A 21,643-nucleotide genomic window follows, 5' to 3' on the forward strand; every position below is an offset into this window, starting at 1 on the left:
CTCCTCGATGGCTGTCGATGCCAGAAAAGGAGCAATGCCCGTGCCAGAAGGGCCTTTATGCCGGAACCCCGAAATCGCGGGCTTTTACGGAAACACCTGTTTCCCGTTCCGCCACAGTTGTGGCGCTACAGCTGTGGCATGTGCCTCACATTCAGTGAGGTTTTCCCATCCCCAGGCGCCGTATGCGGCGATGCAGGGTTGTGCGATCGATACCGAGCCGCCGGGCCGCCTCGGATACGTTGCCGTTGCAGGTGGCCAGCAGTGCGTGAAGATCGGTGCCGCGGCTGTCGATCAAGGGCGCTGAGGAGGCGGGGACAAGCTGCTCGGGAAGATCTTCCACCGTAATCAGCCCGTCGTCGCAAAGGGCTGCGGCAAAGGCGATCGCATTGTCCAGCTCGCGTATATTGCCCGGCCAGCGGTGATGACGGATTATCACGTGGGCAGCGTCGGAAAGCGTGAGCGGACGGCCGGGCATTCCGTGTTTTTCGAGTATCCTGTCGAGAATCCACGGAAAATCATCGCGCTCGCCGAGCGCCGGCAGCGTCAGGACTGCCGCGTTTAGCCGGTAATAGAGATCTTCGCGGAACGCGCCGGCCAGCACCATGTCGCCAAGAGGGCGATGGGAGGCGGAAATAACCCTGAAGTCCACCTTCTGCGGCGTGGAGCCACCGACGGGAAGAATTTCGCCCTCCGCCAGAACGCGCAACAGCCGGCTTTGCGCGGCAAACGGCATGTCGCCGATTTCGTCGAGAAAAAGTGTTCCGCCCTGCGCTTCTTCCACCAGCCCCTTGCGGCCTTTCGCCAGAGCGCCCGTGAAGGCACCCGGCAGATATCCGAACAATTCGCTTTCGATGAGCTGTTCGGGAATGGCGGCGCAGTTGACCGCGACGAAGCGGCCGGAAACGCCGCTGGCGTCATGAATGATGCGGGCCAAATGTTCCTTGCCGGTTCCGGTCTGTCCCTGCAGCAGGATCGGCAATTTCGTCGGTGCGAGTTTCTCCACCTTCCGCGTGAGGCTTCGAATTGCCGGCCCGTCGCCTCCGATCCGCTCCGTCACCGGCAGGGATTTGCCCCGTGCAAGCGGCACGCCCGACCGCCGGTGCTGCGGTTCGATTGCATGGGCATAAAGCACCGTTCCGTCGCGCACCATGATGCGTCTGTCCTGCGGAAGGCTTGACCGTGTCAGGGAGGCAAGTTCATCGAAGTCCGCCTCGAAAAACGCCTCCACCCGCTGCCCGAGAAGACGCTCCGACATTCGCCAGTCAAGCCCGCGAGATGCGGCAAGAAGACGGGCGGCGCCGTGCGTCATGCCGGTGATCCGGCCGGAACCATCCACCGCCAGCGCCGCTTCAGGATCGACATCCAGAAATTCCGGTGCGCCCGCAAACCGCAGAACCAGGTCGTGGCGGCTGCTGGCCATCAGGTTGGCCAGCTCGATCCTGCGGACGGTGGAAGAGACGAGATGGCGCGCCATGTTCTGGCTTGTCTTGAGGATCGGCGAACTGAGCAGCGAAATGTCGAGCACTGCTGTCAGCGCGCCCTGCATATCGTAAATGGGTGCCGCGGTGCAGGAGAGTGGCGTGTGCGTCACATCGAAATGGTCGGTCTGGTGGATGGTCAGTGCTTCGCCGGTGGCGATGCAGGCGCCGACGGCGCAGGTGCCGGCCCGTGGTTCCGACCATTCCGAGCCGAGATATAGCCCGGCCTTGCGCAGATTATTGTTGAATGACGGGTCGCCCAGGAATTCGACCGTGACACCCTGACGGTCGGAAAGCAATAGAACGTAATTCTGCTCGGCCACCTGCCGGTAAAGCCGCTCCAGACCGGAGCGTGCAATGTGCACGAGGTCTTCGGCCTGCTGGCGATGCTCACGCAGGCATGTCTCGGAAATGATGACCGCCTCACGGGCCTTGGAAGGATCTAGTTGGTAGGTTTCCAGACAGCGCCGCCAGGATTCAAGGACGACGGCATCCCGGCCGGTATTTCGGCCTTGCCCAACGTTTTCGATTTCCCTGACGTGGTCCGAAAAGCCCATAAACCACCGGCCCTCAACGGCCGCCTCCCGTGATTTTCCGGCGATCATAGCCAGTTTTATGGAAACTGGCCAATCTTCCGGCTACCGGGCGGCGAAGAGGTCGCACGGAAGGATTTTATGCCTGCCGGAAGGTGCGTCATTTCTGCGACATGACGGCGTGGCGACCTAGCTGACATCTTTAAGGTGCCGTGATTGCGCACGCCGAAGCCGGACGTCCATCTGCCGTTTTGCCTGGATGTCTCCCTTTCTCATGGCGACCGCGCTGCCTTCAGTCCACGCGGCAACGGCACCGTCGTCGTCTCCGAGATGCATAAGGCATTCGCCAAGTGCCGCCCAGGCTGCCGAGTAGTCGGGGTCTTGGTGAACCGCCTCGCGCAGATGTTGCGCCGCATCGTCGAATTGCCGCGCGGCCATCAGGGCCTTCGCCAGTGAAAAGCGCAGGAGAGGGGCATCTTTACCGTCTTCCAGCATCTTCAGGAGCTTTTCAATCATCGTCATTCCATTGCAATGGTGGGCTTCATGCAAATCGATACGACGTCAAGCGCGGTTGAGGTCAAGCGGAGATTGGCGCCTCTCCGGAGGAAACCTCCGCTGATGGAGTGGAGTGTTTCACCTTGATATGCGGCGTACCGCGACCGGATCCCAGATATCATCAAGCGGCCCTTCAAGGGCGGTGCGCGGGGGAATGAGCTGGGGTTCGATAATGGTGACTTCGGGCTCTGCGCGGTTCTCTTCCAGCAGTTCGAACCCTTTTTCGAGCATTTGCGCAATATCGGGTTTGATCATGTAAACGGGAAAGGGAAGAAATGACGCGAAGGGGTCGTAGTCAAAACAGCCGACGACGATGTCGCCAAACGCTTCCCCGTCATGACGCCCCATGAAACGAAGCAACCCTTCGAAGTTGATCGATGAATTGACGAAGAAACAGCGGGGAAGGCGGCCCCTGCGCTCGAAGAAGCGCTCGAATGCCAGTTCCGTCATGCGCGGCGAATAACCGGTGATCTCGATATCGTCACCACTCTGTACGCCGAAATAATCGGCTTTCGCGGCATGAAAGCCGTCAATACGCTCGCGGCTGGCGTGGTCGTCATGACCGCCAAACAGGATGACGTCGTCAGGACCGAGCGACCCGCCCTTTGCCGCATGGGCAAGGATTGCCGATGTCAGGATTTCCGCGCCGTGCCGGTTGTTGGAAATGACGGACGACGCAAATTTGCCGGGCAGGTCGATATTGACGTGCGGAAGGGCGGCGCGGGCGCAGACCTGGTGAACGCCATCGGGATCGGTGACGCCGGCGATGAACAGGGCATCAATCGAATAGGCGATCAGCGTCTCGACGGTGCGACGTTCCTCCTCAGGGTCGCGCCGCCCGGAAACCACCATCGGCGACAGGCCGCGTTTGCGTGCCTGCCCCTCGAAGGTCTGCGCCATCGATGAAAAGAACCGATTGTCATAAACCGGCACCAGAAGTCCGACGAGACCGGATTTTGAGCTCCTGAGGCCACGGGCCTGCAGATTGGTGGTGTAGCGCTGTGCCTTGGCGAGCGAGAGTATCTTGTCTGCGGTTTCCTCCGAAATCCGCCGCTTGCGCCACGATCCATTCAACACCGCGCTCACTGTCGAGGCTGATGCGCCAGACAAGAGCGACAAGTCATAAATGGTGGCTTTCTTGGAACTTATGCCTGTCACTTCGATCTCCCCAGCTGATTCTGATTATTAGAGCACGCATCCCCTTGACGGAAGGGAGCTTCATGATATGGTTATTGCACCATCGATTGTGCAGTTTGGCAATATCGATTGTGCAGGATGGTTGCTATGGGAGTGGCAAGGGAGAGTCTCGAATAAGCGAGATGAGAGATTTGAAGCGCGGCAGGGAAAAACTGGCTGCGGCGGATTTCGTTTGCCGATTTTTTGAGGAGGAACATCATGAAGAAAATTATTGCCGCGGCGCTCGGCCTGTCGCTTGCGCTGCTCTCATCCGCGGCCTTCGCCGAAGGGCCGAAGGTTGGCGTCGTCGTCAAGATCGGCGGTATTCCGTGGTTCAATGCCATGGAGGCCGGCATCAAGGAGCAGAGCAAGAAGCTCGGCGTTGACGGTTTCATGGTTGGCCCGACCAGCGCCGACCCGGCCCTGCAGGTTCGTGCCATCGAAGACCTGATCGCCCAGAAAGTCGATTTCATCGGTGTCGTGCCGAATGATGCGAAGGTGCTGGAACCGGTGCTGAAGAAGGCCCAGGCCGCCGGCATCAAGGTCATCACCCATGAATCGCCCAAACAGCTTGGCGCCGACTGGGATTTCGAACTGGCTTCCGCCAAGGGCTTCGGTGAAGCGCATGGCAAGCTTCTGGCGGAAAAGATGGGCGGCAAGGGTTCTTATGCCGTCTTCGTCGGTTCGCTCACCGTGCCGCTTCACAATGCCTGGGCCGATGCCGCCATCGCCTATATCAAGGCCAATTATCCGGACATGAAGCTCGTCGGCGATCGCTACGGCGTCGCCGAAGATCTCGACAAGAGCCGGTCGACGGCGCTCGATCTGATGTCCGCCAATGCCGACCTGAGCGGTTTCCTTGCCTTCGGTTCGCAGGGACCGATCGGTGCCGGGCGTGCCGTCGAAGAGCGGCGCAAGGATGGCAAGGTCTTCGTCATCGGCCCGTTTTCGCCGGGGCAGGGCGCCAAGCTGATCAAATCGGGCGCGCTGACAGGCGGCTTCATGTGGAACCCGAAACAGGCCGGTGAAGTCTTCATCACCCTCGCGGACCGTATCGCCAAGGGCGAAACGCCCAAGGCCGGTGACAATATCGAAGGTCTCGGCACCATCAATCCCGAGGGTAACACCATCGTCGTCGATCAGCTTTTGAAGATCGACAAGGAAAGCATCGACAAGCTCGTTTCCATGGGCCTCTGATCCTCCCCGGAGCCGCAGGCGTCGCGCGAGACGGAATGCTCGCGCGACGCCCATCCCAAGAAATATGCCGAGCGCCACGTCTGCGATGCTTTCGCGGCGAAAGGAGAGATACGCCATCATGAGCGCAGAACCGCTCCTGTCCCTCAAGAATGTCAAAGTCACCTTTGGCGGCGTTCGCGCCCTGAAAGGCGTTTCTTTTGAGGTCAATTCCGGTGAAGTGCATTGCCTGGCCGGTGAAAACGGCTGTGGCAAAAGCACGCTGATCAAGGTCATCACCGGCGTTTATACGCCGGAAAATGATGCTGAACTGTATTTCGACGGCAAGCCGATAGCCGCGATGACCCCGACGCTTGCGCAATCGCTTGGCATTCAGGTGATCTGGCAGGATCTGGCGCTGTTTGATGAAATGTCGGTGGCGGAAAATATCGGTTTTCAGTACGCGGTGAACGGCAGATACGGGCTGGTCGACAAGGGCGCGATCGCAAAAGCGGCCGAGAAGGCTCTGGCACGGCTCGGCGTTGAGATCGACCTCCACCGTCCGCTGAAGGAACTGCCCATTGCTCAGCGTCAGATCGTGGCGATTGCTCGTGCACTGGTCGGGGAAGCGCGCCTCGTTTTCATGGACGAACCGACCGCGTCGCTGACGCAATCGGAAACGGACTACCTGATCGACATCGTCCGCAACCTCTCCGCCTCCGGCGTTGCGGTTGTCTTCGTCTCGCACCGCCTTGCGGAAGTGCTTGAGATTTCGGACCGCATCACCGTGCTGCGCGATGGGTCGCTTGTCGGGGTCTTCCCGGTTGAAGGCATGACCCAGTCACGCGTGACCGAACTGATGACCGGCCGTAATTTCGACAGCGCCGTCATTGCCGCTGATCACAATGACAAGCCCGTTGTTCTCTCCGTGCGCGGGCTGACGCGCGCTGGTGAGTTTGAAGATGTGTCTTTCGATCTGCGGCAGGGCGAAACGCTGGGGATTACCGGCCTGCTGGGAGCCGGACGCACCGAACTGGCCTTAACCCTTTTCGGTATGCATCGGCCGCAATCGGGTGAAATCCTGATCGAGGGGAAGAAGGTGAATTTCCATTCCAACCGGGATGCGATCCGGGCCGGCGTCGCCTATCTTTCCGAAGACCGGCTGGCGCTTGGTCTCAATCAGCCCCAGTCGATTGCTGATAATCTCGTCATGGCCTCGCTGGACCGTTTGCTGACGGGCGGCCTTATCTCGCCATCGAAAAAGGCGGATGTGGTTTCGCGCTGGATTTCAGCGCTCGGTGTCAAGATCGGCCTGCCGGAAGACCCGATCCGCACGCTTTCGGGCGGAAACCAGCAGCGTGTCGCCATTGCCAAGTGGCTGGCGATCGGGCCGAAAATCCTCATTCTGGATGCGCCGACCGTGGGTGTCGATGTCGGTGCCCGCGCCGGCATTTTCGAAATCGTCCGCAAGCTCGCGGCCGAAGGTCTGTCGATCATCGTCATCTCAGATGAACCGCCGGAAGTCTATTTCAACACAGACAGGATCATTCACATGGTCGAAGGCCGGTTCCACGCCACCCATGATCCGCGACATGTGTCGCTTACCGAACTGGAGTCCGCCATCTATGCGTAGGCTCATCCTCGGACATACGACCGAATTCACGCTGCTTGTGGTCATGGTGCTGCTCTGCACGGGCCTGTCCCTTGCAACCGACCGTTTCCTCACCATCTCCAATGCCTTCGATGTGCTGAATGTCTCGGCGGTCAACATCATCTTTGCTGTCGGCCTGCTTGTCGTGTTGATTTCGGGCGGTATCGACATCTCCTTCGCGGTTGCCGCTTCCGTCGTGCAATATGTCACGGTGCTGGCGCTCAATGCGCTCGGCGGCGGCAACTGGGCGGAAGGTTTCATCATTGCCGGCGCCGTCGGCCTTGGTCTTGGCTTCGTCAACGCCTTTCTGGTCTGGCGGCTCAATATCATTTCCATCGTTGCGACCATTTCCACCTTCAACATCTTCTTCGGCCTGCTGATGTTCTTCACCAAGGGCGTGTCGATCTACGATTTGCCGGAATGGCTTTCGACCCGCGTGGTGTTTTACGAGCGCGAGATGCCGGATGGTTCCTGGGTCGAGCTGACATTGCCGGTCGTGGTCATGATCCTCTGCTGCTTCGCCACCTGGTTCATGATTTCTCGCACCACCGTCGGCCGCAAACTTTATGCTTTCGGTGACAATCCGGAAGGCGCACGCCGCTTCGGCATCAATATTGGCGCCATGCATTATATTTCCTTCGGCTGGCTTGGCCTGATGGCGGGCATTGCCGGGCTCATGCAGGCGCATTACGCGCAGGAGGTCGTGCCCAACGCGCTTTATGGCCGCGAGCTGGATGTTCTTGCTGCCACCGTGCTTGGCGGCGCGCGGCTTGGCGGCGGCAAGGGTTCGGTCATCGGCTGCGTGCTCGGGGTCTTGATGGTGTCCATCACCCAGAACGGCCTCAACCTGATGGGCGTGTCTCCCTTTGCATTCAAGATGATCGTCGGCGCCATCATTCTCATCGCAATCACGCTGTCCTCCACCCGGTTCGACAAGCTGCTGCCGGCAGCCTTGCGGACCTCCGCTAAAAAGGGGAGTGCGCAGCGATGAGCAGCTTCGTTCGCAAATTCAACGCAATTTTCGGTGCCGACATGGCCGGGCCGGTGATTGCCTTTGTCGCTGTCATGCTCATCTTCGGGACGCTGGCGGATAATTTCCTGTCGCTCGCCACATTCGGTTCGGTCGCCTTTCAGTTGCCGGAGCTCGGTCTTTTGACACTGGCGATGCTGCTGCCGCTGCTGACCGGCGGGATCAATCTTTCCGTCACCTTCGCCGCCAATCTGTCGGGGCTTGCGGCAGCATGGGTGCTGCAGGCCCATGGCGGCGTGGACGCATCGCCGAGCGCCTTCCTGCTCGCCTGCCTTGCCGCCCTTGCCACCGGTGGTGCAGCCGGCGCCATGACCGGCGCGGCGATTGCCTATACCCGCGCGCACCCGATCCTCGTCACCCTGTCGATGATGATTTTCCTGCGCGGGCTCGGGGAATTTCTGACGCGTGGCGGCGATGTATCCGGTTTTCCGGCCTATATGGCGCCGCTTGGTCACGGCACGCTTTTCGGGTTGCCCATCCCGCTGCTGATCTTCATCGCCTGCGTCGGGCTGTGGCACGTGCTCCTGACCCGCACGAAGCTCGGTTTCGGTCTGCTGATGATCGGCTCCAATATCGAGGCGGCGCGTTATTCCGGTCTCAACACCCGCAAGATCCAGGTGCTCGTCTATACGCTCTCGGGTCTCATGTGTGCCGTCGCCGGCATCATCATGCTTGCCCGCTTCAACTCGGTGCGTGTGGGACACGGTGAATCCTACCTGCTGATCACGGTACTGGCGGCGTTCCTCGGCGGCATCAATCCATTCGGTGGCTTCGGCCGTGTGCTGCCCGTTTTCGTCGCGCTGATCGTGCTGCAGCTCCTGTCGTCCGGGCTCAACCTTCTCGGCGCCAACCAGCATCTGGCAACGGCGCTTTGGGGTGTGCTGATGATTGTCGTCATGGCGGCGCGCGGCCTGTTTTCAGGTTACTTCGCATCTCTCAGAAAGAAGGTATGACGTGCAAGGCTTCGGTGTTCACGCAATGATGTGGTCCCTCAACTGGGATCATGAAAGTACCAGGCGGGCCATTGCCGGTGCTGCGGATTATGGGCAGGACTTCATCGAGATTCCGCTTGTCGATCTCCCATCCGTCGATACGGCGCATACCCGCGCCCTGCTGGAGAAATACGGTCTGCGGGCTGTCTGCTCGCTGGTTCTGCCGGAACCTGCCTGGGCCTCCGTCCGCCCGGAAGCAGCCATCGCGCATCTGAAGGCCGCGCTGGACAAGGCCGCCGAAATGGGGGCGGAAGCGCTGACCGGCGTTACCTATGGCGGCACCAGTGAGCGCACGGGTTTCCCGCCGACACAGGCTGAATATGACAATCTGACACGCGCACTATCTCAGGCTGCCGGCCACGCGAAGATGCTTGGCCTGCAATTCGGGATCGAGGCCGTCAACCGCTACGAAAACCATCTGGTCAACTCAGCCGAGCAGGCCGTGGCGCTGGTTGAGCGTATCGGTGCCGACAATATCTTTGTCCATCTCGATACCTTCCACATGAACATGGAGGAGAAGGGCATCGCCAATGGCATCATCGCTGCCCGTAACCATCTGAAATACATGCATATGTCGGAAAGCGACCGCGGCACGCCGGGTTTCGGCAACGTTGCCTGGGACGCGGTGTTTGCAGCACTCGCGGCCATCGGCTTCAAGGGCGTGCTGACGCTTGAGAGTTTCGCCGCGATGCCGGAGGAGATGGCGGGTGCGATTTCCACCTGGCGGCCGGTCGCTTCAGGCGCAGACGAGGTCCTCGACAAGGGGCTGGCCTTCCTGCGCGACAAGGCCAGCCAGTACCGGATTTTCTGACCGCAATCATTATCGGGGCGAGGACCACCTTGAGCACAATTGACGATAATGCCCGTGAGATTGCGGGCTTGGCCCTCCAGCGTCTGGAAAGGGCAAAAGGCCGGCGCGTGATGATCGCGATTGCCGGCGCCCCGGGATCGGGAAAATCGACCATTGCCGAAGGTGTGGTGGATGTGTTGAACGCCGGCGGAGGCGAGCCCGCCGCGCTTTTTCCGATGGATGGTTATCACTATGACGATGCCGTGCTCGAAGAGATGAACCGCCGACCATTCAAGGGCGCCATCGATACTTTCGATGCCCACGGGTTGCGACACATGCTCGAGCGCCTCAAGGCCAATGAGGATGATGCCATCGCCGTTCCGGTCTTTGACCGGGCGATTGAAATCGCCCGTGCAGGCGGCCGGCTGATCCCGCAATCCGTCGATATCATCGTCTGTGAGGGCAATTATCTCCTCGCCGGCCAGTCACCGTGGAACCGCCTCAAGCCGATCTTCGATCTGACGGTTTTCGTCGATGTCGGTGAGGACGATCTGCGTGCGCGGCTCAGAAACCGCTGGCTGGGCTTCGGTCTTGCCGAGGACGAGATCAACCGGAAGGTCGAGGAGAACGATCTTCCGAACGGCCGTTTCATCATCTCGACGAGCACCGAACCCGATCTTCGCATCGGCAATCCGGGAAGCGGGCACATCCTAACCAATTGAAACGAAACTGAAAGAAATCCCCATGAAACACGGCATCTATTATTCCTACTGGGAACATGAGTGGAGCGCCAAGTTCGGCCCCTATATCGAAAAGGTCGCCAAACTCGGTTTCGACATCATCGAAGTCGCCGCCCACCATATCAACGAATACAGCGACGCCGAACTCGCCGCGATCAAGCAGAGCGCGAAGGATAACGGCATCATCCTCACCGCCGGCATCGGCCCGTCGAAATCAAAGAACCTGTCGTCGGAAGATGCGGCCGTGCGCGCAGCGGGCAAGGCGTTTTTTGAGCGGACGCTCACCAATGTCGCCAAGCTCGACATCCGCACCATCGGCGGCGCATTGCATTCCTACTGGCCGATCGATTATTCGCAGCCGGTCGACAAGCCCGGCGATTACGCGCGTGGTGTCGAGGGTATTCACGGCATTGCCGATTTCGCCAATGATCTCGGCATCAACCTGTGCATCGAAGTCCTCAACCGTTTTGAAAACCACGTGCTCAACACGGCGGCCGAAGGCGTCGCCTTCGTCAAGGATGTCGGGAAGAACAATGTGAAGGTCATGCTGGATACCTTCCACATGAACATCGAGGAAGACAGTTTCGGCGAAGCCATCCGCACGGCCGGCCCGCTGCTGGGTCACTTCCACACCGGCGAGAGCAATCGCCGTGTTCCGGGCAAAGGCAGGATGCCATGGCAGGAAATCGGCCTCGCGCTGCGTGATATCAATTACACCGGTGCGGTCGTCATGGAACCCTTCGTCAAGACCGGCGGCACCATCGGTTCTGATATCAAGGTGTGGCGTGATCTGAGCAATGGCGCTGACATCGCCAGAATGGACGAGGACGCCCGCAACTCCCTGGCATTTTCCCGTTTCGTCCTCGGCGGCTGATGTCCGTCAAGTCGCGCTGACCATGCGGCCGCCATATGGCGCCGCCTGGTTTCGTGCGGATAACGCATGAGCGCCGGCGGCTGGGAGAGATCGCAATCTGCGAGTTGAAGAAAACACCTCTTATGCGCTAAAGCTCCGGGATATCCCGGGATCGGAAACGATCCGCCCAAGGCCATTATTCGCATGATCCCTGTCGCACTCCCGTCCGTCGAAGCGGTGCTTCTTGTCGCCTTCCTTCTTGCCACGACCCTTGTCTGGGCCGTCTGGACGCTGGGGCTGCTCATTCGATATGCGAGCGGCCGCTGGAAGCGCCCGGCGATCCTGCACTATGGGCTGGTGACCGCCATCGCAGTTTTCACCCTGTGGCAGATCGCCGGTTTTTGTCTCGAGATGCGGGCCTATGACAGGGAGAGGACGGCAAACTACCGGCCGGAACTGCTTGAATCAACCCGGCTTGGCCAGATCGATATGCCCAAAGGCACGAAACTCGAGCTGGCCATTGCCAATACCAGGGATGCCTTCAGCCGCGCCGTGTTTCCGCATCCCGTGAGCGTTGCGGATATCGATGCCGTCGAAATCGCCCGCCATATCGCGATAAAAACCAACGACAACTACGAAACGGTCGGCTTCACCCCCGACAACATGCGGATAACTGGTAATGGCGTAACCGTGCAGAGCGGCTGGCGCTGCGACGCGACCCGGCCGGTGGAATTCGATCTGCGGGCCGATGGCGGCATATCCGCCTTCAGCAGATGCATTCTTGCCGATGGCAATGTCGTTGATGGCATCACCCTGCCGGAAGGAACGTCCCTGCGCGCTTCCACCGGCAATGTCTATATCGACGGCTTCGTCGATTCCGACAGATGGGTTCTCGATACGCCGCAGGGTCAGACCATCCGCGTCGATAATTTCGATCTCTCCGATGCGACGATTGCCCTTGATGACGAACGAAAACTCTACGAAATCAAAAGCGCGGTCCTGTCAAAGGAGGCGATGCTCGGTACGCGCCGCCATGCGGCCGGAACCCATGTTCGCTATAATTCCCGGCACCTTCGGAAAGATTACCCAGCCGCATGGCTGCTCACCCCACCTCTGCCCGACGCCGATCCCCGACCGGTATCGCCCGGCAGCCTCGTGCAGGGCAGAGAGGGAGAGGTTCTGGCCACCCTGGCGGATTGAGCCCGCGCCGGCCGAAACACGGTGGGATAATCCGCCCCGGAGCTGCCTCACCAGCCATAACTGAAGGTCACGCCGCTGCCGTTATCGCCATCCTGCACCACATTGGTCTGTGTGTTGCGCCCATACTGGAAAATGCCATAGGCATTGTTGTTGCCATTCTGCTGCAAGGTTGCGGCGTGACCGTCGCCCCGCTGCCGGATGAAGCCGAGATTGCCGCCGCCGTTCTGGGCAATGCCCGCCGCATTGCCCCGGCCCAGCTGCCGGATGTCGGCATCCTTTAAGCCACGATAGAGCGAATAGGCGCGCAGCCCGGTTGAAAGAAGGTCCCCATCTGTCGCGTTGCCGGGCGCAAGGTTGAAGGAAATCCGGCCCCCGGCATGGGCGGGCGCTGCAAATCCCACGGGTGCAAGGGCGCCGACAAGCAGAATGACGGTGAGAAGTTTCAATATGTTGCGGGTCATCCTGATCTCCATCTGTCAGCGCCGTGCCGATGATCCACTGTCGCATCCCGCAACTGAACCCGACCGGAATTGCCCATTCACACGTCGTTCAGCCGTTCCGGCACGATCAAGAAAAAGGGCGCCTGAACCGGCGCCCTCTCTGGTGGGAAATCCACGACATGCCGGCAGGCTAGTCGCCGACCTGCCTGCTGCAACTGAAAGTCCTGCCATCGATCACAAGATCCAGCATCGCCCGGTAGCGGGCTCCCTTTGCATCCAGCGTCACCGAGCTCAGCAGTTGCGATCGTCCGGCGGCGGCCTCGAAGTCGCCACCCTGATTGATGGCGGAGCGGCCGCCGTTTCCTGATTTTTCGACGTGAAAGTTGTAGGTTCCACCGGCATCGGTGCCACCCTTGGCAAGGGCCTCCAGCCTCATCATGCCGGCCTGCGGTGTTGCCTTGATCTCGCAAAACTGCCCATCGGTCCCATCTTTTGCGGTCGACATGGCCGCGACGGCACCGAAAGGAAGCAGTGCCAGCGCAAGGATTGCCGCCAGGCGGCGCGGATGTCTGATGTTATCGGGCATGGCAAGTCTCCCTGATGATCTGATCTCAACAACGTTTCACATCACCGCGCATGGCTGCTTAAGGGCAGGCCTGCACAAAGGCCGCGACATTGTCGTTGCCGCCCTGGCTCACATTGGCGCTGCAGCCCCGGCCCACCTGAACACCGGCGGCGATGTTGCCATTGCCGTCCTGGGTAAGGATGGTGGTGTGGCTGGAGCCGAACTGTCCGATGCCCGCCACGTTGCGGTTGCCGTTCTGATAGGAGGAGCCGTAATTGTCATGCCCCTCCTGACCGACTGTCGAAAGGTTGTGGCGACCATATTGGTGGCCGACAATCCGGTTATAACCGCCGTCCTGATAGGTGCGGATCCGGTTGCCATATCCTTCCTGCGCGCCACCGGCAGAGTTGGACCAGCCATATTGTTCGATACGCACATCATTGGCCATGGCGGGTGCCGCGGCGGCGATGCCAACGAGAGCGACGAGTGCACTTGCAATGAAAGACTTCCGGATCATGACTGTGTCTCCTCAGGCGGATAAGACCGCGGTTGAACGTCTTTGTTCTAGACGGTTCCGCTGGAACGGAAGCTGAAGAGATTATTCAGTCGGGGTTCATTGGCGGGGGAACGGCGCCTGCGTCGTGGTTTTCAAGGGCCAGTTTGAGGTGACGTTCAATCGATTGTTTTCGGCCGTCCTTAATCAGCGTGGGAGAGCAGCCGGAATGCCATGCATGATCCTTTGGCCGCAACCAGTCTGTCATGGTGATCACAGCATGAGCCGGGAAATTCTTCAGGCTTGCTGCGGTGTCAATGATCGACGATTATATGGCAGCGGACTTAGATCACTTTTGACGGGACCGGGAGGTTTATTGTCTAAGGTATTTATCGGCCTGGCTCATTTGGTTGCTGGGATTACGGCCTTGAGCACAATTGGCCATGCGGGCGAACAGCAGCTATCGACCCGTTTGCGTATCGCTGTCGACGAGCCGATGCTTACAAAGGGTGGTGCAGTTATCGTTGCCGCCCGGCCGATTTCCGGCCGCGACTGGCGCTTGCTGGAGACCGAAGGCAGTGCGAATGCTTATGAAAAAGAATTCCGGGTTAAAGTTTCTTCACCGGCGTCGATCGTAGAACTCGTCTATCCCGAGGGTGGCACCTATAGCTTCAGGCTGGAACCCGTTTCAGGCCATGCGTCTGGGATGTTTGTCACACGGGAGATTCGCGTCGGCAGTGCCATGGTCATTGACCCGGAGACCCGACAACAGGTCGACTGGCCATCAATGAGCATAATCCACGTCGGTGGTACCGTGTATGATGAGGGATGGGCACGGATATTTTCTTCTACTTTTGATCTGGCTTTCGAAAACCGTGACGAAAGCGCCTTTTCCGTGCGGCGATTTGCTGCCGGCCGCATTATCGGGTTGTCGGAAGCCGCGATTGAAGCCTTTATTCAGGACAGCAAATGAGGTCGGTGACAGTATTCCTCTTCGCTACCACGGTTGTTGCCTTTATCCTCGGCGCGGTCTGGTATTTGTCGCCTCTGGCGCTTGGTTTTTCGGAATGGCCTTCCGACCCGGCCCGACGCAATCTGATCGTCGGGCTTTATGACATCTCCTACAGAGCAGGCATACCTGTGCTTATTGTCGCGCAAATTCTCGCGATCGCGATGAAAATCCGAGGCCATCAACGTGCGGCGCTGATCATTCCCAGCCTTTCTCTCGGATTGTTTTCCCTTTGTGCAGGAACGGTCCTGGTGCTGCTGAATTGAGCCGCATTCAAGGTTTCGGGTAAGAGCGTTGTCTATTCCGCTTCCGGCGTGATGAAGTTGTGGGTTCAGTCGAGGCATCCGCGGTCGACGGCAGTGTCGAGGCAGTTATAATGGCAGAAATATTGTCGGAAGGGTGCAGCTCCATTGACCGTCGAGACAGGTAGTTCCGCTCCGGAGAAAGCCGGCGTGCCCGCTGCGCCGAGACTATATGCGATCCTGGCGCGGTCAGCGAGAACAGGTGTCATATTTCGTCGTGGGCCAAGCCGTCAGGTGCAGCTTATTCGTTGGGACCTGCGCAACGATACGTTTGAACATGGGCAATGGTTGAAAGGGCGGATTTACGAAAGACGTTGCGATCTTTCTCCATCTGGTGAGCTACTGGTCTATTTCGCTGCCACCAACCGCGCGCCATACGGCAGCTGGACGGCCATATCGAAGCCTCCATTTTTCACGGCCCTGGCGCTGTGGCCGAAGGGGGACGCCTGGGGCGGCGGCGGTATTTTCGAGAGCGAGAAAACGCTGCTTCTCAATCATTCAATCGGCGATGATGCCAGCTTCCAGCTGGCCAAAGGATTCAGGCTGAAGCGGGGGATGCACGTCAAACCGTGTGGTGAATGGTCGGGCCGGGGAGAGGACGAGCCCGTCAACGGCTATATGCGTGAACGCGAAGGCTGGCGGGTGGCTGAACATGGCGAGGGTCAGACCAATGGTTTGAATGCCTCGGCCCTTTACAGCTTCAGCAAATCACGTGTTCTCGAAAAGGTAGGCGCGAATGGCCGGCGGCTCCAAATGATTCTCCACTCGATCGGTCGCAGCCAGAAGGCCTGGTACGGGCTGGATTACCGTGTGGTTGATCGGGACGGAATGCTGCTCCTTGACCTGCCGGAAACGGATTGGGCCGAGTGGGACGGTGGTGATCTGGTGTTTGCGCGAGGTGGTTGTCTCTACCGGCTTGCAAAGAGCGATTTTCGACTTAGCGCCGACAAGTTGCAAGACACGCTCCGGTGCCTTCACGATTTCAGCGCCGCACGCTTTACGACTATGGCCCCTACACGCGCTGCCCTCCATTATTGAAGGGCTGCCATGGAATATCGGTCGACAGGGTGGCGACCATTTATCCGCTCATCTCCTCAAATGGAGACTGCCGCATGGTGCCGCCGGAAATATGGAACTTCGTGTTGCCGACCCGGATAGCGTAAAGGCCGGCAGCCTGGACTTCGCTAGGATTGATATCCGGCATCAGCAGCAGTCCCGTATCGGTCATTGCGTAAAGATGGCGCATATCCACGGCGAACACACGGTTGAGGAAATTAAACGTGGCGGGGTCAATTCCCGGAATCATCTTGCGGTAGCTCCCGCCGAACAGCATCTCGCCCTTTGCGTCGATCAGAAGCTGGTCATGGACACCGCGCGCCGTGGCAGGGTCGACCTTGCCGGGTCTGGTGACGGGCTTGCCGCGGTAAAGCAGAATGTCGCCCATTCGGGCGAATGAGTGGCCGAGTGCTTCCACGGCGGCGGGATTATCGACGCCGCGCTTGCGCACGCCTTCAACGATCAGCCCTTTCGCATCGCGGGCATAGGCGTCGCCCAGCACTTCGAAGCTCGCCATATCGGCTTTGACGACGGCAAGCTCCGGCATCGGGGCGTCGCTACCAATGTAATAGGCCTGCCGCTTGTCCTTGAACCAGGGTCCATCGAGCTTTTCGAAGCTTGCCGCGTCGGCTCCCTTCACAGGCTCATGCCCATAGCGTTCGAGGCCGGGTGAGAAATAGCGAAGACCATGTCGATCCCGTCCGAATACATCGATAATGTGTCGAAAACTGTCGTGGTCGAAATGATCGAGCGATACCCATTCGCTGTCCTGCGGGCGTTGTGGCCTCACCAGTATCCTGCTTCCGTCGCTATAATAGGGGCCGCCGACCGGAACCGGTTCATTCACGACGGCCGGGCTTGCTGTTCTCCGCGCCTGTTCCCGATGCCACCAGCTGTCGGTGATCTCCGGATGCGCCTCGAAATAGTCGCTCCAGGGCTCGAATTCAGCCGAAACGGATTGAGGTTGCCCGGCATAATAGGGCCTCTCTTTGTCGTATGCGCGATATTGGCCTGCTTCTGATGCGCAGACAAAGCTCTCGCGGTCCGCATCGGGAACGGGGCTCTTCTGCCAATAGATATGCTTGCTGTCGGCGAAATATCTGCCTTCGTCGCCGATGGAATGGAAACTGGCTGCATCCGCGCCTTCGATCGCGACGCCGTAAGCATAGACCTTGCGGCTGTCCTTTGCGTAGTGGCTTTCTTCGATATGGAGACCCGGTTTCTGGCCGCTGCCGTAATAATAACCGACGATCCCGAATGTACCCGGCTCCTCGGTGGGAAGGCGCAGGTTGGTAATGTAATAACCGGCGGCCCTGTCGGCGCCATAACGTTGGTTCAGTACGGTGAAGCTGTCCGGATCGGCGCCACGGGCTATGAACCAGAAGAGCTTCGTTGGCGTCTCGCCCTGGCCGTAGACATGTTCGTCGTCGCAAAACCAGCGGTCACCGAGCTGTCGAAAGGTGAAGGGGTCGATCCCGGCCAGCGGGACGCCCTTGCGGTCGCGGATCGGTGCGCCATCGACATGGACCTGATGGCCATTGTGGACATAGCGGATGGTCGGGAAGCGTCTTTCTCCGATATAATGCGCGATCCAGTCGACATTTACGAAGGGACCGATACGGGGATTGGCTTCGACTGCGCGCCGCAAAGCCGCAAGCTCCCTGCGCATGCCGAAGGGTTCCGTTACGGGCTGGCCGATACCGTCATTCGCTGTCAGATGCTGGAAAAGCGCCCGATCCTGTTCGGGCTCGGGAAGCCCGTCCCGCCCGAACGCAGCCGCGACCCAACTTGTATTGGCGTAATGGAGCTGGCCATAGCGCTCTCTGGACCGTTGCCAGCGCGCGGGGTCGATGCTGAGACGATCGAATATCTGCGACGCAGCATATCCGGCTTCGGCAAAAAGAGTGGCCGCATACCAATGGGCATAGGGCAGGGGAAAAAGTTCAGTCAGCTTCATTCCGCTCAAGTCCGCTCCGATCTACGGTGTCAATGCCGGCCATGGTTCCCAGCCAGTCCGCCTGTCTATCTTGCCTTATTTTTCGTCTCTGTCGGTAATGGTTACGTGGTTGCGTATGAACACTCTCCCACCAACGAAAATAGCGAAAATACCTACAAACCAGGAGAAGCTGTAGACACCAGCCAGCCAGGAAACGGCCGTGGTCGCCAGCGCTGACAAGGGCAAAAACAGGAACATCGCTTCCCTCTTGGTCATATTGATTTTCATTGATGCACTTCCTGCGTTCTTCTGGTCGAACCCGAGAGCCATCCTGAGATGCTGATTGGCCCCCATTGCGGAAGGTTCCTGCTGATCCGCCGAACTCATCTTGAAGCTGCAAAGGCCTTCTCGATCTTGTGCCACCACCAGTCCCTGATATCCGGTCTCGCCTCGAAGAACGATCGCCAGGCCTCGAACCACTCGATCGGATCACGCGCTTCACCGCGAACATACGGACGATGGCGGTCGGTGACGAAATGGCCGCTTGTGAGGCCCTTCACATCAAGTTCTCCAGGGCCGGGTACTGTGAAGGTCGCCGCGTCTGCGCCTTGGATGAGTTTCTTTTCGTCGAGATACCAGACCTTTTCATTGTTCTTCGCGTAGCCATGCCCCAGGTGTCGAAACCCTTCGGGCTTTGCACCCCTTAGGCGGGCACCGTAGAAATAGACAGCCTCGCGGTCCCGTGCTGTGTGGCTGTCATCGTGAAGGAGGTCGCAGCTGTTGTCACGATAGTTCAGCCTGACATCGGGTATGATCTCGAAAGCCCCGGGACTTTTGGTTCGAAGTGTCTTGCCGGTAATGTAATAGGCCTGATTTTTATCGCGGGCATAACGCAGGTTCAGCGCTTCGAACGTCGCGGCATCCGCCCCCTCGACCACAAACCAGTAGGCCCTGTGATATACGCCATACCTGCCTTGGCCATACACATGGCCCTTGTCGTATAACCAGCGTCCTCCGACCGCCTTGAAGCTGGCAACATCCACTCCGATCCGGTTACCGTTACGGTCAGCCAGCGGCTCGCCGTTGAAATATACGGTGCGACCATCGTGTGTATAAGAGCACAGCGTCGCCTCGGGGTGCGATGCGATCCATGTCAAGGGCCAGCCGCAATCGATAAACGGTCCGATATACGGATTGTGGCGCACGGTGTCGCGAACAAACGCTGTCGAGCGCAGATCGGGCTTGTCCCCGCCTTCCATCTGCCATCGCGGCGGCAGGACAAGCTGGCAGATCGCGCCATCGTCAAGCCCGCCGAAATAATGTCGTCTGGAATCGTCCCCCAGGGAATAGGGAAACCACTTGTAGGCGTCATGCAACCTATCCCATTCCGTGGCTGTCAGGCCGAGTTTCGGCAGCACCTCTTCCGGCGAGCGCCCCGTTGCAAGGAACAGAGCGGCGGCTTCGAATGTGTCATAGGGAATGACGGGTACGGAAGTGGACCCAACCTGATGATCAAATCGCTCAGTCAATGTGTCCGCACTCCCTATATCGACATTGTCCGAGCGCCGCAGGTTGCCTGCCCGCAAACCGGGGCGCAGAATCTTACTGCTGCGTCGTTACCATGGCCTGCCGCACGATATCGTAGACAGTAAGACCCGGAAGACGAGAGAAGAACGTGTTTTCATCGGCAACGGACGACCAAGCTGACCAGAGCGTGAGGACATGCAGGCGACCATTCCGCCATATGGCGGTCGCTTCGATTTCGCCGCTGTCCTGACCATTTTTGTTTTCCACCGAAAACCGGAAGGTGCGTGCGGGAATTCCCTGTTCCGCCAATGTGGCGTCCTCCTCGCTCGATACCAGTACCGGAGGATGTGTGTCGGGTGTCTGCCTGACAAAGTAATCCTTCACGATTGTCGCTCCGGCCATTTCGAGGTCGGGTTTCTTCTTCATGTCCTGAACGAAGAGCCACACCAGACCGACATCTTTTCCACCCTTGCGCCTGATCATATGCAGCTCGGCCGGCAGAGGGCCGTGAAAATCGTTGATCGGGATATCCCACTGGTTCGGGATGTGGAGTGTGACTTGCTGGTTGCCTATCCGAACAGGAACCGATTGCAGCTCCTGTCCAAAGCTCGATTCCTCGCCGTTTTCCCATGAAAGACTGCCAATGAACGCAGCAGCGTATTTGTCAGCTCGAACTACCAGATCATAAGCGGCGTCGGCATCCGCCGCGTTGCTGACACCTGCAATGAAATTAATACCCAGCACCTGCTTTCCGCGTGAAAAGCAATAGCTGATGAGCGCGCTATGTGGTTTTCCGTTTTCATCCCTGGTACCCAGAAGCATGGCTTCTGTCAGGTCCGATGCGACCTTTGAGGCGCGTGTCGTGTATCCGGCAGTGTCTGCCTGGTACGTGCAAATCCGGAACGCCGCCGAGGGTGTCTGCAGATCGTAACCGACAAAGGTCGTCTCGATTTTCGGGTCGGACGAACCTGAACTGATTTTTCCAATGACCTTCAAGTTTCCGATTGTGCCGGGTTCCGTCGGGCTCATTGGTACGGTTTCGACCGTAGCATCCTGGGGAACCGTGCCTTCAAGATTGAGGGCGGGCGCTGAGAAATCGAATGTTCTCGTCGCCGGGACGGCTTTTTGAACGGCCCCATTGTTATCCTGTGCAAAACCTGTTCCGGCGAATATCGTAACCACGACCGACGCCACGATAATCGCACAGGCAAAAGAACGGCATATCTCTTCGCGTACCATCCGCTCCCCGGCCAAAAATCAGCAATGAGATAGTTCTGCCCACCGTGCAATAAATGCTGGAACGATACAACTTTCGATTTTAGTCTATGAATTCTTATTCTTGTGGCGTGCTCGCTAAAAAGGAACGCAACTCATCGAGGTCCAGCGGAATTTTTCACAACGACGAAAATAAGCGCAAAACAGATGATCGCGGTGGGCCAGAAATCCGTCGCCCCGTCCCACGACCAGCGCCAGAAGTAATACCCTTCCAGATGGGGCGGCTTCATGTGGACCGACACTTCGTAGTCTCTTTTTTCGCGGCCGTGAAAATGTCCGGCAGCGAAGGCCAGGCCGACGATCCACGATATGCGCCATGAAAGAAAAATCCGGACGATCATGGCGACAATCGCGGCCATAAACAGGGCTTCGACGATGTGGCCCGCCCAATCCCAGTGCTGTTGCAGATAGTTCCAGTTCATTCTCTCCCTCGCTTCTCGCGGTTTAAAGTGTGAAGTCGGCGTGCTTTACCTCGCCGAACCGATTTTCCTGCGTGGAGTGACAGCGCCCAGGCTGCCGTCCCCATCGCTTGGCGGTGAATAATCATAAAGCATGGGTGAATCGAGTGAGGCCAGCAAAAGTAAATGTTCCACTACTTTCACCTTTTGCAGATGTTCGACGTTATTCCTGCCGCCGATACTAAGTGCGGGGGCGAAACCATAAATCTCACCGGGTTCAAGTTGCCCAATCTTTTCAAGAGCCAACGGCATCATGTTTTGGTATTTTTCGTCTTCCCATGGAGCCACATATGGAGAGACGTTGAATGACAATTTAAGACCAATCATCACTTCGTCGGTCCATTGGCGCTTTTGATCTTCGTCATATCCGCGGGGCTCCACCCGGACCATACCATTCGGCAGATTTAACCG

General features: G+C 58.7%; 23 protein-coding genes. 11 read left to right on the top strand and 12 right to left on the bottom strand.

The window, feature by feature from the left end:
* Positions 1 to 151: 151 nt before the first annotated feature.
* The 3 genes from N434_RS17875 to N434_RS17885 all read right to left on the bottom strand — a co-directional run bounded on the left by N434_RS17875 (position 152) and on the right by N434_RS17885 (position 3,724).
* On the bottom strand, positions 152 to 2,035 hold the full coding sequence (locus tag N434_RS17875) for a sigma-54-dependent Fis family transcriptional regulator (protein WP_110759693.1): 1,884 nt from the start codon (positions 2,033 to 2,035) through the stop codon (positions 152 to 154).
* 165 nt (positions 2,036 to 2,200) lie between these two features.
* Entirely contained in the window at positions 2,201 to 2,527 is a 327-nt protein-coding gene (locus tag N434_RS17880; RefSeq protein ID WP_110759695.1) for a tetratricopeptide repeat protein, read from the bottom strand.
* 117 nt (positions 2,528 to 2,644) lie between these two features.
* Positions 2,645 to 3,724, bottom strand: a complete 1,080-nt coding sequence (locus N434_RS17885) for a LacI family DNA-binding transcriptional regulator (RefSeq protein ID WP_065116797.1) — start codon at positions 3,722 to 3,724, stop codon at positions 2,645 to 2,647.
* Positions 3,725 to 3,961: 237 nt separating this feature from the next.
* Here N434_RS17885 and N434_RS17890 point away from each other — a divergent pair, with 237 nt between their 5' ends.
* The 8 genes from N434_RS17890 (at position 3,962) to N434_RS17925 (ending at position 12,171) form a co-directional block, all read left to right on the top strand.
* The gene (locus tag N434_RS17890; RefSeq protein ID WP_046801275.1) at positions 3,962 to 4,939 is read left to right on the top strand and encodes a substrate-binding domain-containing protein; all 978 of its coding nucleotides are present in this window, start codon (positions 3,962 to 3,964) and stop codon (positions 4,937 to 4,939) included.
* Positions 4,940 to 5,057: 118 nt separating this feature from the next.
* On the top strand, positions 5,058 to 6,548 hold the full coding sequence (locus tag N434_RS17895; protein WP_110759697.1) for a sugar ABC transporter ATP-binding protein: 1,491 nt from the start codon (positions 5,058 to 5,060) through the stop codon (positions 6,546 to 6,548).
* A complete protein-coding gene (locus tag N434_RS17900; RefSeq protein ID WP_110759657.1) occupies positions 6,541 to 7,557 on the top strand; it encodes an ABC transporter permease in 1,017 nt (338 codons plus the stop codon). Before N434_RS17895 ends, N434_RS17900 begins: the two co-directional genes overlap by 8 nt.
* The gene (locus tag N434_RS17905) at positions 7,554 to 8,549 is read left to right on the top strand and encodes an ABC transporter permease (protein ID WP_110759658.1); all 996 of its coding nucleotides are present in this window, start codon (positions 7,554 to 7,556) and stop codon (positions 8,547 to 8,549) included. Before N434_RS17900 ends, N434_RS17905 begins: the two co-directional genes overlap by 4 nt.
* A 1-nt stretch (position 8,550) precedes the next feature.
* The gene (locus tag N434_RS17910) at positions 8,551 to 9,399 is read left to right on the top strand and encodes a sugar phosphate isomerase/epimerase family protein (protein WP_110759659.1); all 849 of its coding nucleotides are present in this window, start codon (positions 8,551 to 8,553) and stop codon (positions 9,397 to 9,399) included.
* A gap of 29 nt (positions 9,400 to 9,428) precedes the next feature.
* Complete coding sequence (locus N434_RS17915) at positions 9,429 to 10,100, top strand: nucleoside triphosphate hydrolase (protein WP_110759660.1); 672 nt, start codon at positions 9,429 to 9,431, stop codon at positions 10,098 to 10,100.
* A gap of 22 nt (positions 10,101 to 10,122) precedes the next feature.
* Positions 10,123 to 10,992 (top strand): D-psicose 3-epimerase, encoded by an 870-nt coding sequence (locus N434_RS17920; protein WP_065116791.1) that lies wholly within the window; start codon positions 10,123 to 10,125, stop codon positions 10,990 to 10,992.
* Between the two features lie 183 nt (positions 10,993 to 11,175).
* Positions 11,176 to 12,171, top strand: coding sequence for a hypothetical protein (locus tag N434_RS17925; protein WP_110759661.1), 996 nt, complete (start codon positions 11,176 to 11,178; stop codon positions 12,169 to 12,171).
* 47 nt (positions 12,172 to 12,218) lie between these two features.
* On the opposite strand, the gene N434_RS17930 is transcribed toward N434_RS17925, so the two are convergent.
* The 3 genes from N434_RS17930 to N434_RS17940 form a co-directional block, all read right to left on the bottom strand.
* Complete coding sequence (locus N434_RS17930; RefSeq protein ID WP_181424010.1) at positions 12,219 to 12,632, bottom strand: curlin; 414 nt, start codon at positions 12,630 to 12,632, stop codon at positions 12,219 to 12,221.
* A 169-nt stretch (positions 12,633 to 12,801) separates the two neighbouring features.
* Positions 12,802 to 13,197 (bottom strand): curli-like amyloid fiber formation chaperone CsgH, encoded by a 396-nt coding sequence (gene csgH, locus N434_RS17935; protein WP_110759663.1) that lies wholly within the window; start codon positions 13,195 to 13,197, stop codon positions 12,802 to 12,804.
* A gap of 58 nt (positions 13,198 to 13,255) precedes the next feature.
* Positions 13,256 to 13,693, bottom strand: coding sequence for a curlin (locus tag N434_RS17940; protein ID WP_110759664.1), 438 nt, complete (start codon positions 13,691 to 13,693; stop codon positions 13,256 to 13,258).
* Positions 13,694 to 13,949: 256 nt separating this feature from the next.
* On the opposite strand from N434_RS17940, the gene N434_RS17945 reads away from it, so the two are divergent.
* The 3 genes from N434_RS17945 (at position 13,950) to N434_RS17955 (ending at position 16,018) form a co-directional block, all read left to right on the top strand.
* A complete protein-coding gene (locus N434_RS17945; protein WP_210206050.1) occupies positions 13,950 to 14,642 on the top strand; it encodes a hypothetical protein in 693 nt (230 codons plus the stop codon).
* Positions 14,639 to 14,944, top strand: coding sequence for a hypothetical protein (locus N434_RS17950; protein WP_065116786.1), 306 nt, complete (start codon positions 14,639 to 14,641; stop codon positions 14,942 to 14,944). The genes N434_RS17945 and N434_RS17950 overlap by 4 nt, the downstream gene beginning before the upstream one ends.
* Before the next feature lie 144 nt (positions 14,945 to 15,088).
* Positions 15,089 to 16,018, top strand: coding sequence for a hypothetical protein (locus N434_RS17955; RefSeq protein WP_110759665.1), 930 nt, complete (start codon positions 15,089 to 15,091; stop codon positions 16,016 to 16,018).
* A gap of 40 nt (positions 16,019 to 16,058) precedes the next feature.
* Here N434_RS17955 and N434_RS17960 read toward each other — a convergent pair whose 3' ends face one another.
* The 6 genes from N434_RS17960 to N434_RS17985 form a co-directional block, all read right to left on the bottom strand.
* Complete coding sequence (locus tag N434_RS17960) at positions 16,059 to 17,993, bottom strand: DKNYY domain-containing protein (RefSeq protein ID WP_286172323.1); 1,935 nt, start codon at positions 17,991 to 17,993, stop codon at positions 16,059 to 16,061.
* A 75-nt stretch (positions 17,994 to 18,068) separates the two neighbouring features.
* Complete coding sequence (locus N434_RS17965) at positions 18,069 to 18,359, bottom strand: hypothetical protein (protein WP_110759667.1); 291 nt, start codon at positions 18,357 to 18,359, stop codon at positions 18,069 to 18,071.
* Positions 18,356 to 19,501, bottom strand: coding sequence for a DKNYY domain-containing protein (locus tag N434_RS17970; RefSeq protein WP_146227662.1), 1,146 nt, complete (start codon positions 19,499 to 19,501; stop codon positions 18,356 to 18,358). Before N434_RS17970 ends, N434_RS17965 begins: the two co-directional genes overlap by 4 nt.
* A 73-nt stretch (positions 19,502 to 19,574) precedes the next feature.
* On the bottom strand, positions 19,575 to 20,738 hold the full coding sequence (locus N434_RS17975) for a hypothetical protein (RefSeq protein ID WP_110759669.1): 1,164 nt from the start codon (positions 20,736 to 20,738) through the stop codon (positions 19,575 to 19,577).
* 131 nt (positions 20,739 to 20,869) lie between these two features.
* Complete coding sequence (locus N434_RS17980; protein WP_065116780.1) at positions 20,870 to 21,196, bottom strand: hypothetical protein; 327 nt, start codon at positions 21,194 to 21,196, stop codon at positions 20,870 to 20,872.
* Positions 21,197 to 21,241: 45 nt separating this feature from the next.
* Positions 21,242 to 21,643, bottom strand: a 402-nt coding sequence (locus N434_RS17985) for a T6SS immunity protein Tdi1 domain-containing protein (protein WP_146227664.1), incomplete at its 5' end; no start/stop codon positions are given.

This window comes from Rhizobium sp. UGM030330-04 (genome assembly GCF_003208455.1).
Lineage (GTDB): Bacteria > Pseudomonadota > Alphaproteobacteria > Rhizobiales > Rhizobiaceae > Agrobacterium > Agrobacterium rhizogenes_A.

Coding starts and splice junctions, on each gene's coding strand:
- N434_RS17940 (WP_110759664.1), bottom strand. CDS start 13,693: ATGATCCGGAAGTCTTTCATTGCAAGTGCACTCGTCGCTCTCGTTGGC.
- N434_RS17930 (WP_181424010.1), bottom strand. CDS start 12,632: ATGACCCGCAACATATTGAAACTTCTCACCGTCATTCTGCTTGTCGGC.
- N434_RS17925 (WP_110759661.1), top strand. CDS start 11,176: ATGATCCCTGTCGCACTCCCGTCCGTCGAAGCGGTGCTTCTTGTCGCC.
- N434_RS17980 (WP_065116780.1), bottom strand. CDS start 21,196: ATGAACTGGAACTATCTGCAACAGCACTGGGATTGGGCGGGCCACATC.
- N434_RS17975 (WP_110759669.1), bottom strand. CDS start 20,738: ATGGTACGCGAAGAGATATGCCGTTCTTTTGCCTGTGCGATTATCGTG.
- N434_RS17905 (WP_110759658.1), top strand. CDS start 7,554: ATGAGCAGCTTCGTTCGCAAATTCAACGCAATTTTCGGTGCCGACATG.
- N434_RS17950 (WP_065116786.1), top strand. CDS start 14,639: ATGAGGTCGGTGACAGTATTCCTCTTCGCTACCACGGTTGTTGCCTTT.
- N434_RS17890 (WP_046801275.1), top strand. CDS start 3,962: ATGAAGAAAATTATTGCCGCGGCGCTCGGCCTGTCGCTTGCGCTGCTC.
- csgH (WP_110759663.1), bottom strand. CDS start 13,197: ATGCCCGATAACATCAGACATCCGCGCCGCCTGGCGGCAATCCTTGCG.
- N434_RS17900 (WP_110759657.1), top strand. CDS start 6,541: ATGCGTAGGCTCATCCTCGGACATACGACCGAATTCACGCTGCTTGTG.
- N434_RS17880 (WP_110759695.1), bottom strand. CDS start 2,527: ATGATTGAAAAGCTCCTGAAGATGCTGGAAGACGGTAAAGATGCCCCT.
- N434_RS17895 (WP_110759697.1), top strand. CDS start 5,058: ATGAGCGCAGAACCGCTCCTGTCCCTCAAGAATGTCAAAGTCACCTTT.
- N434_RS17945 (WP_210206050.1), top strand. CDS start 13,950: ATGAGCCGGGAAATTCTTCAGGCTTGCTGCGGTGTCAATGATCGACGA.
- N434_RS17965 (WP_110759667.1), bottom strand. CDS start 18,359: ATGAGTTCGGCGGATCAGCAGGAACCTTCCGCAATGGGGGCCAATCAG.
- N434_RS17920 (WP_065116791.1), top strand. CDS start 10,123: ATGAAACACGGCATCTATTATTCCTACTGGGAACATGAGTGGAGCGCC.
- N434_RS17960 (WP_286172323.1), bottom strand. CDS start 17,993: ATGAAGCTGACTGAACTTTTTCCCCTGCCCTATGCCCATTGGTATGCG.
- N434_RS17875 (WP_110759693.1), bottom strand. CDS start 2,035: ATGGGCTTTTCGGACCACGTCAGGGAAATCGAAAACGTTGGGCAAGGC.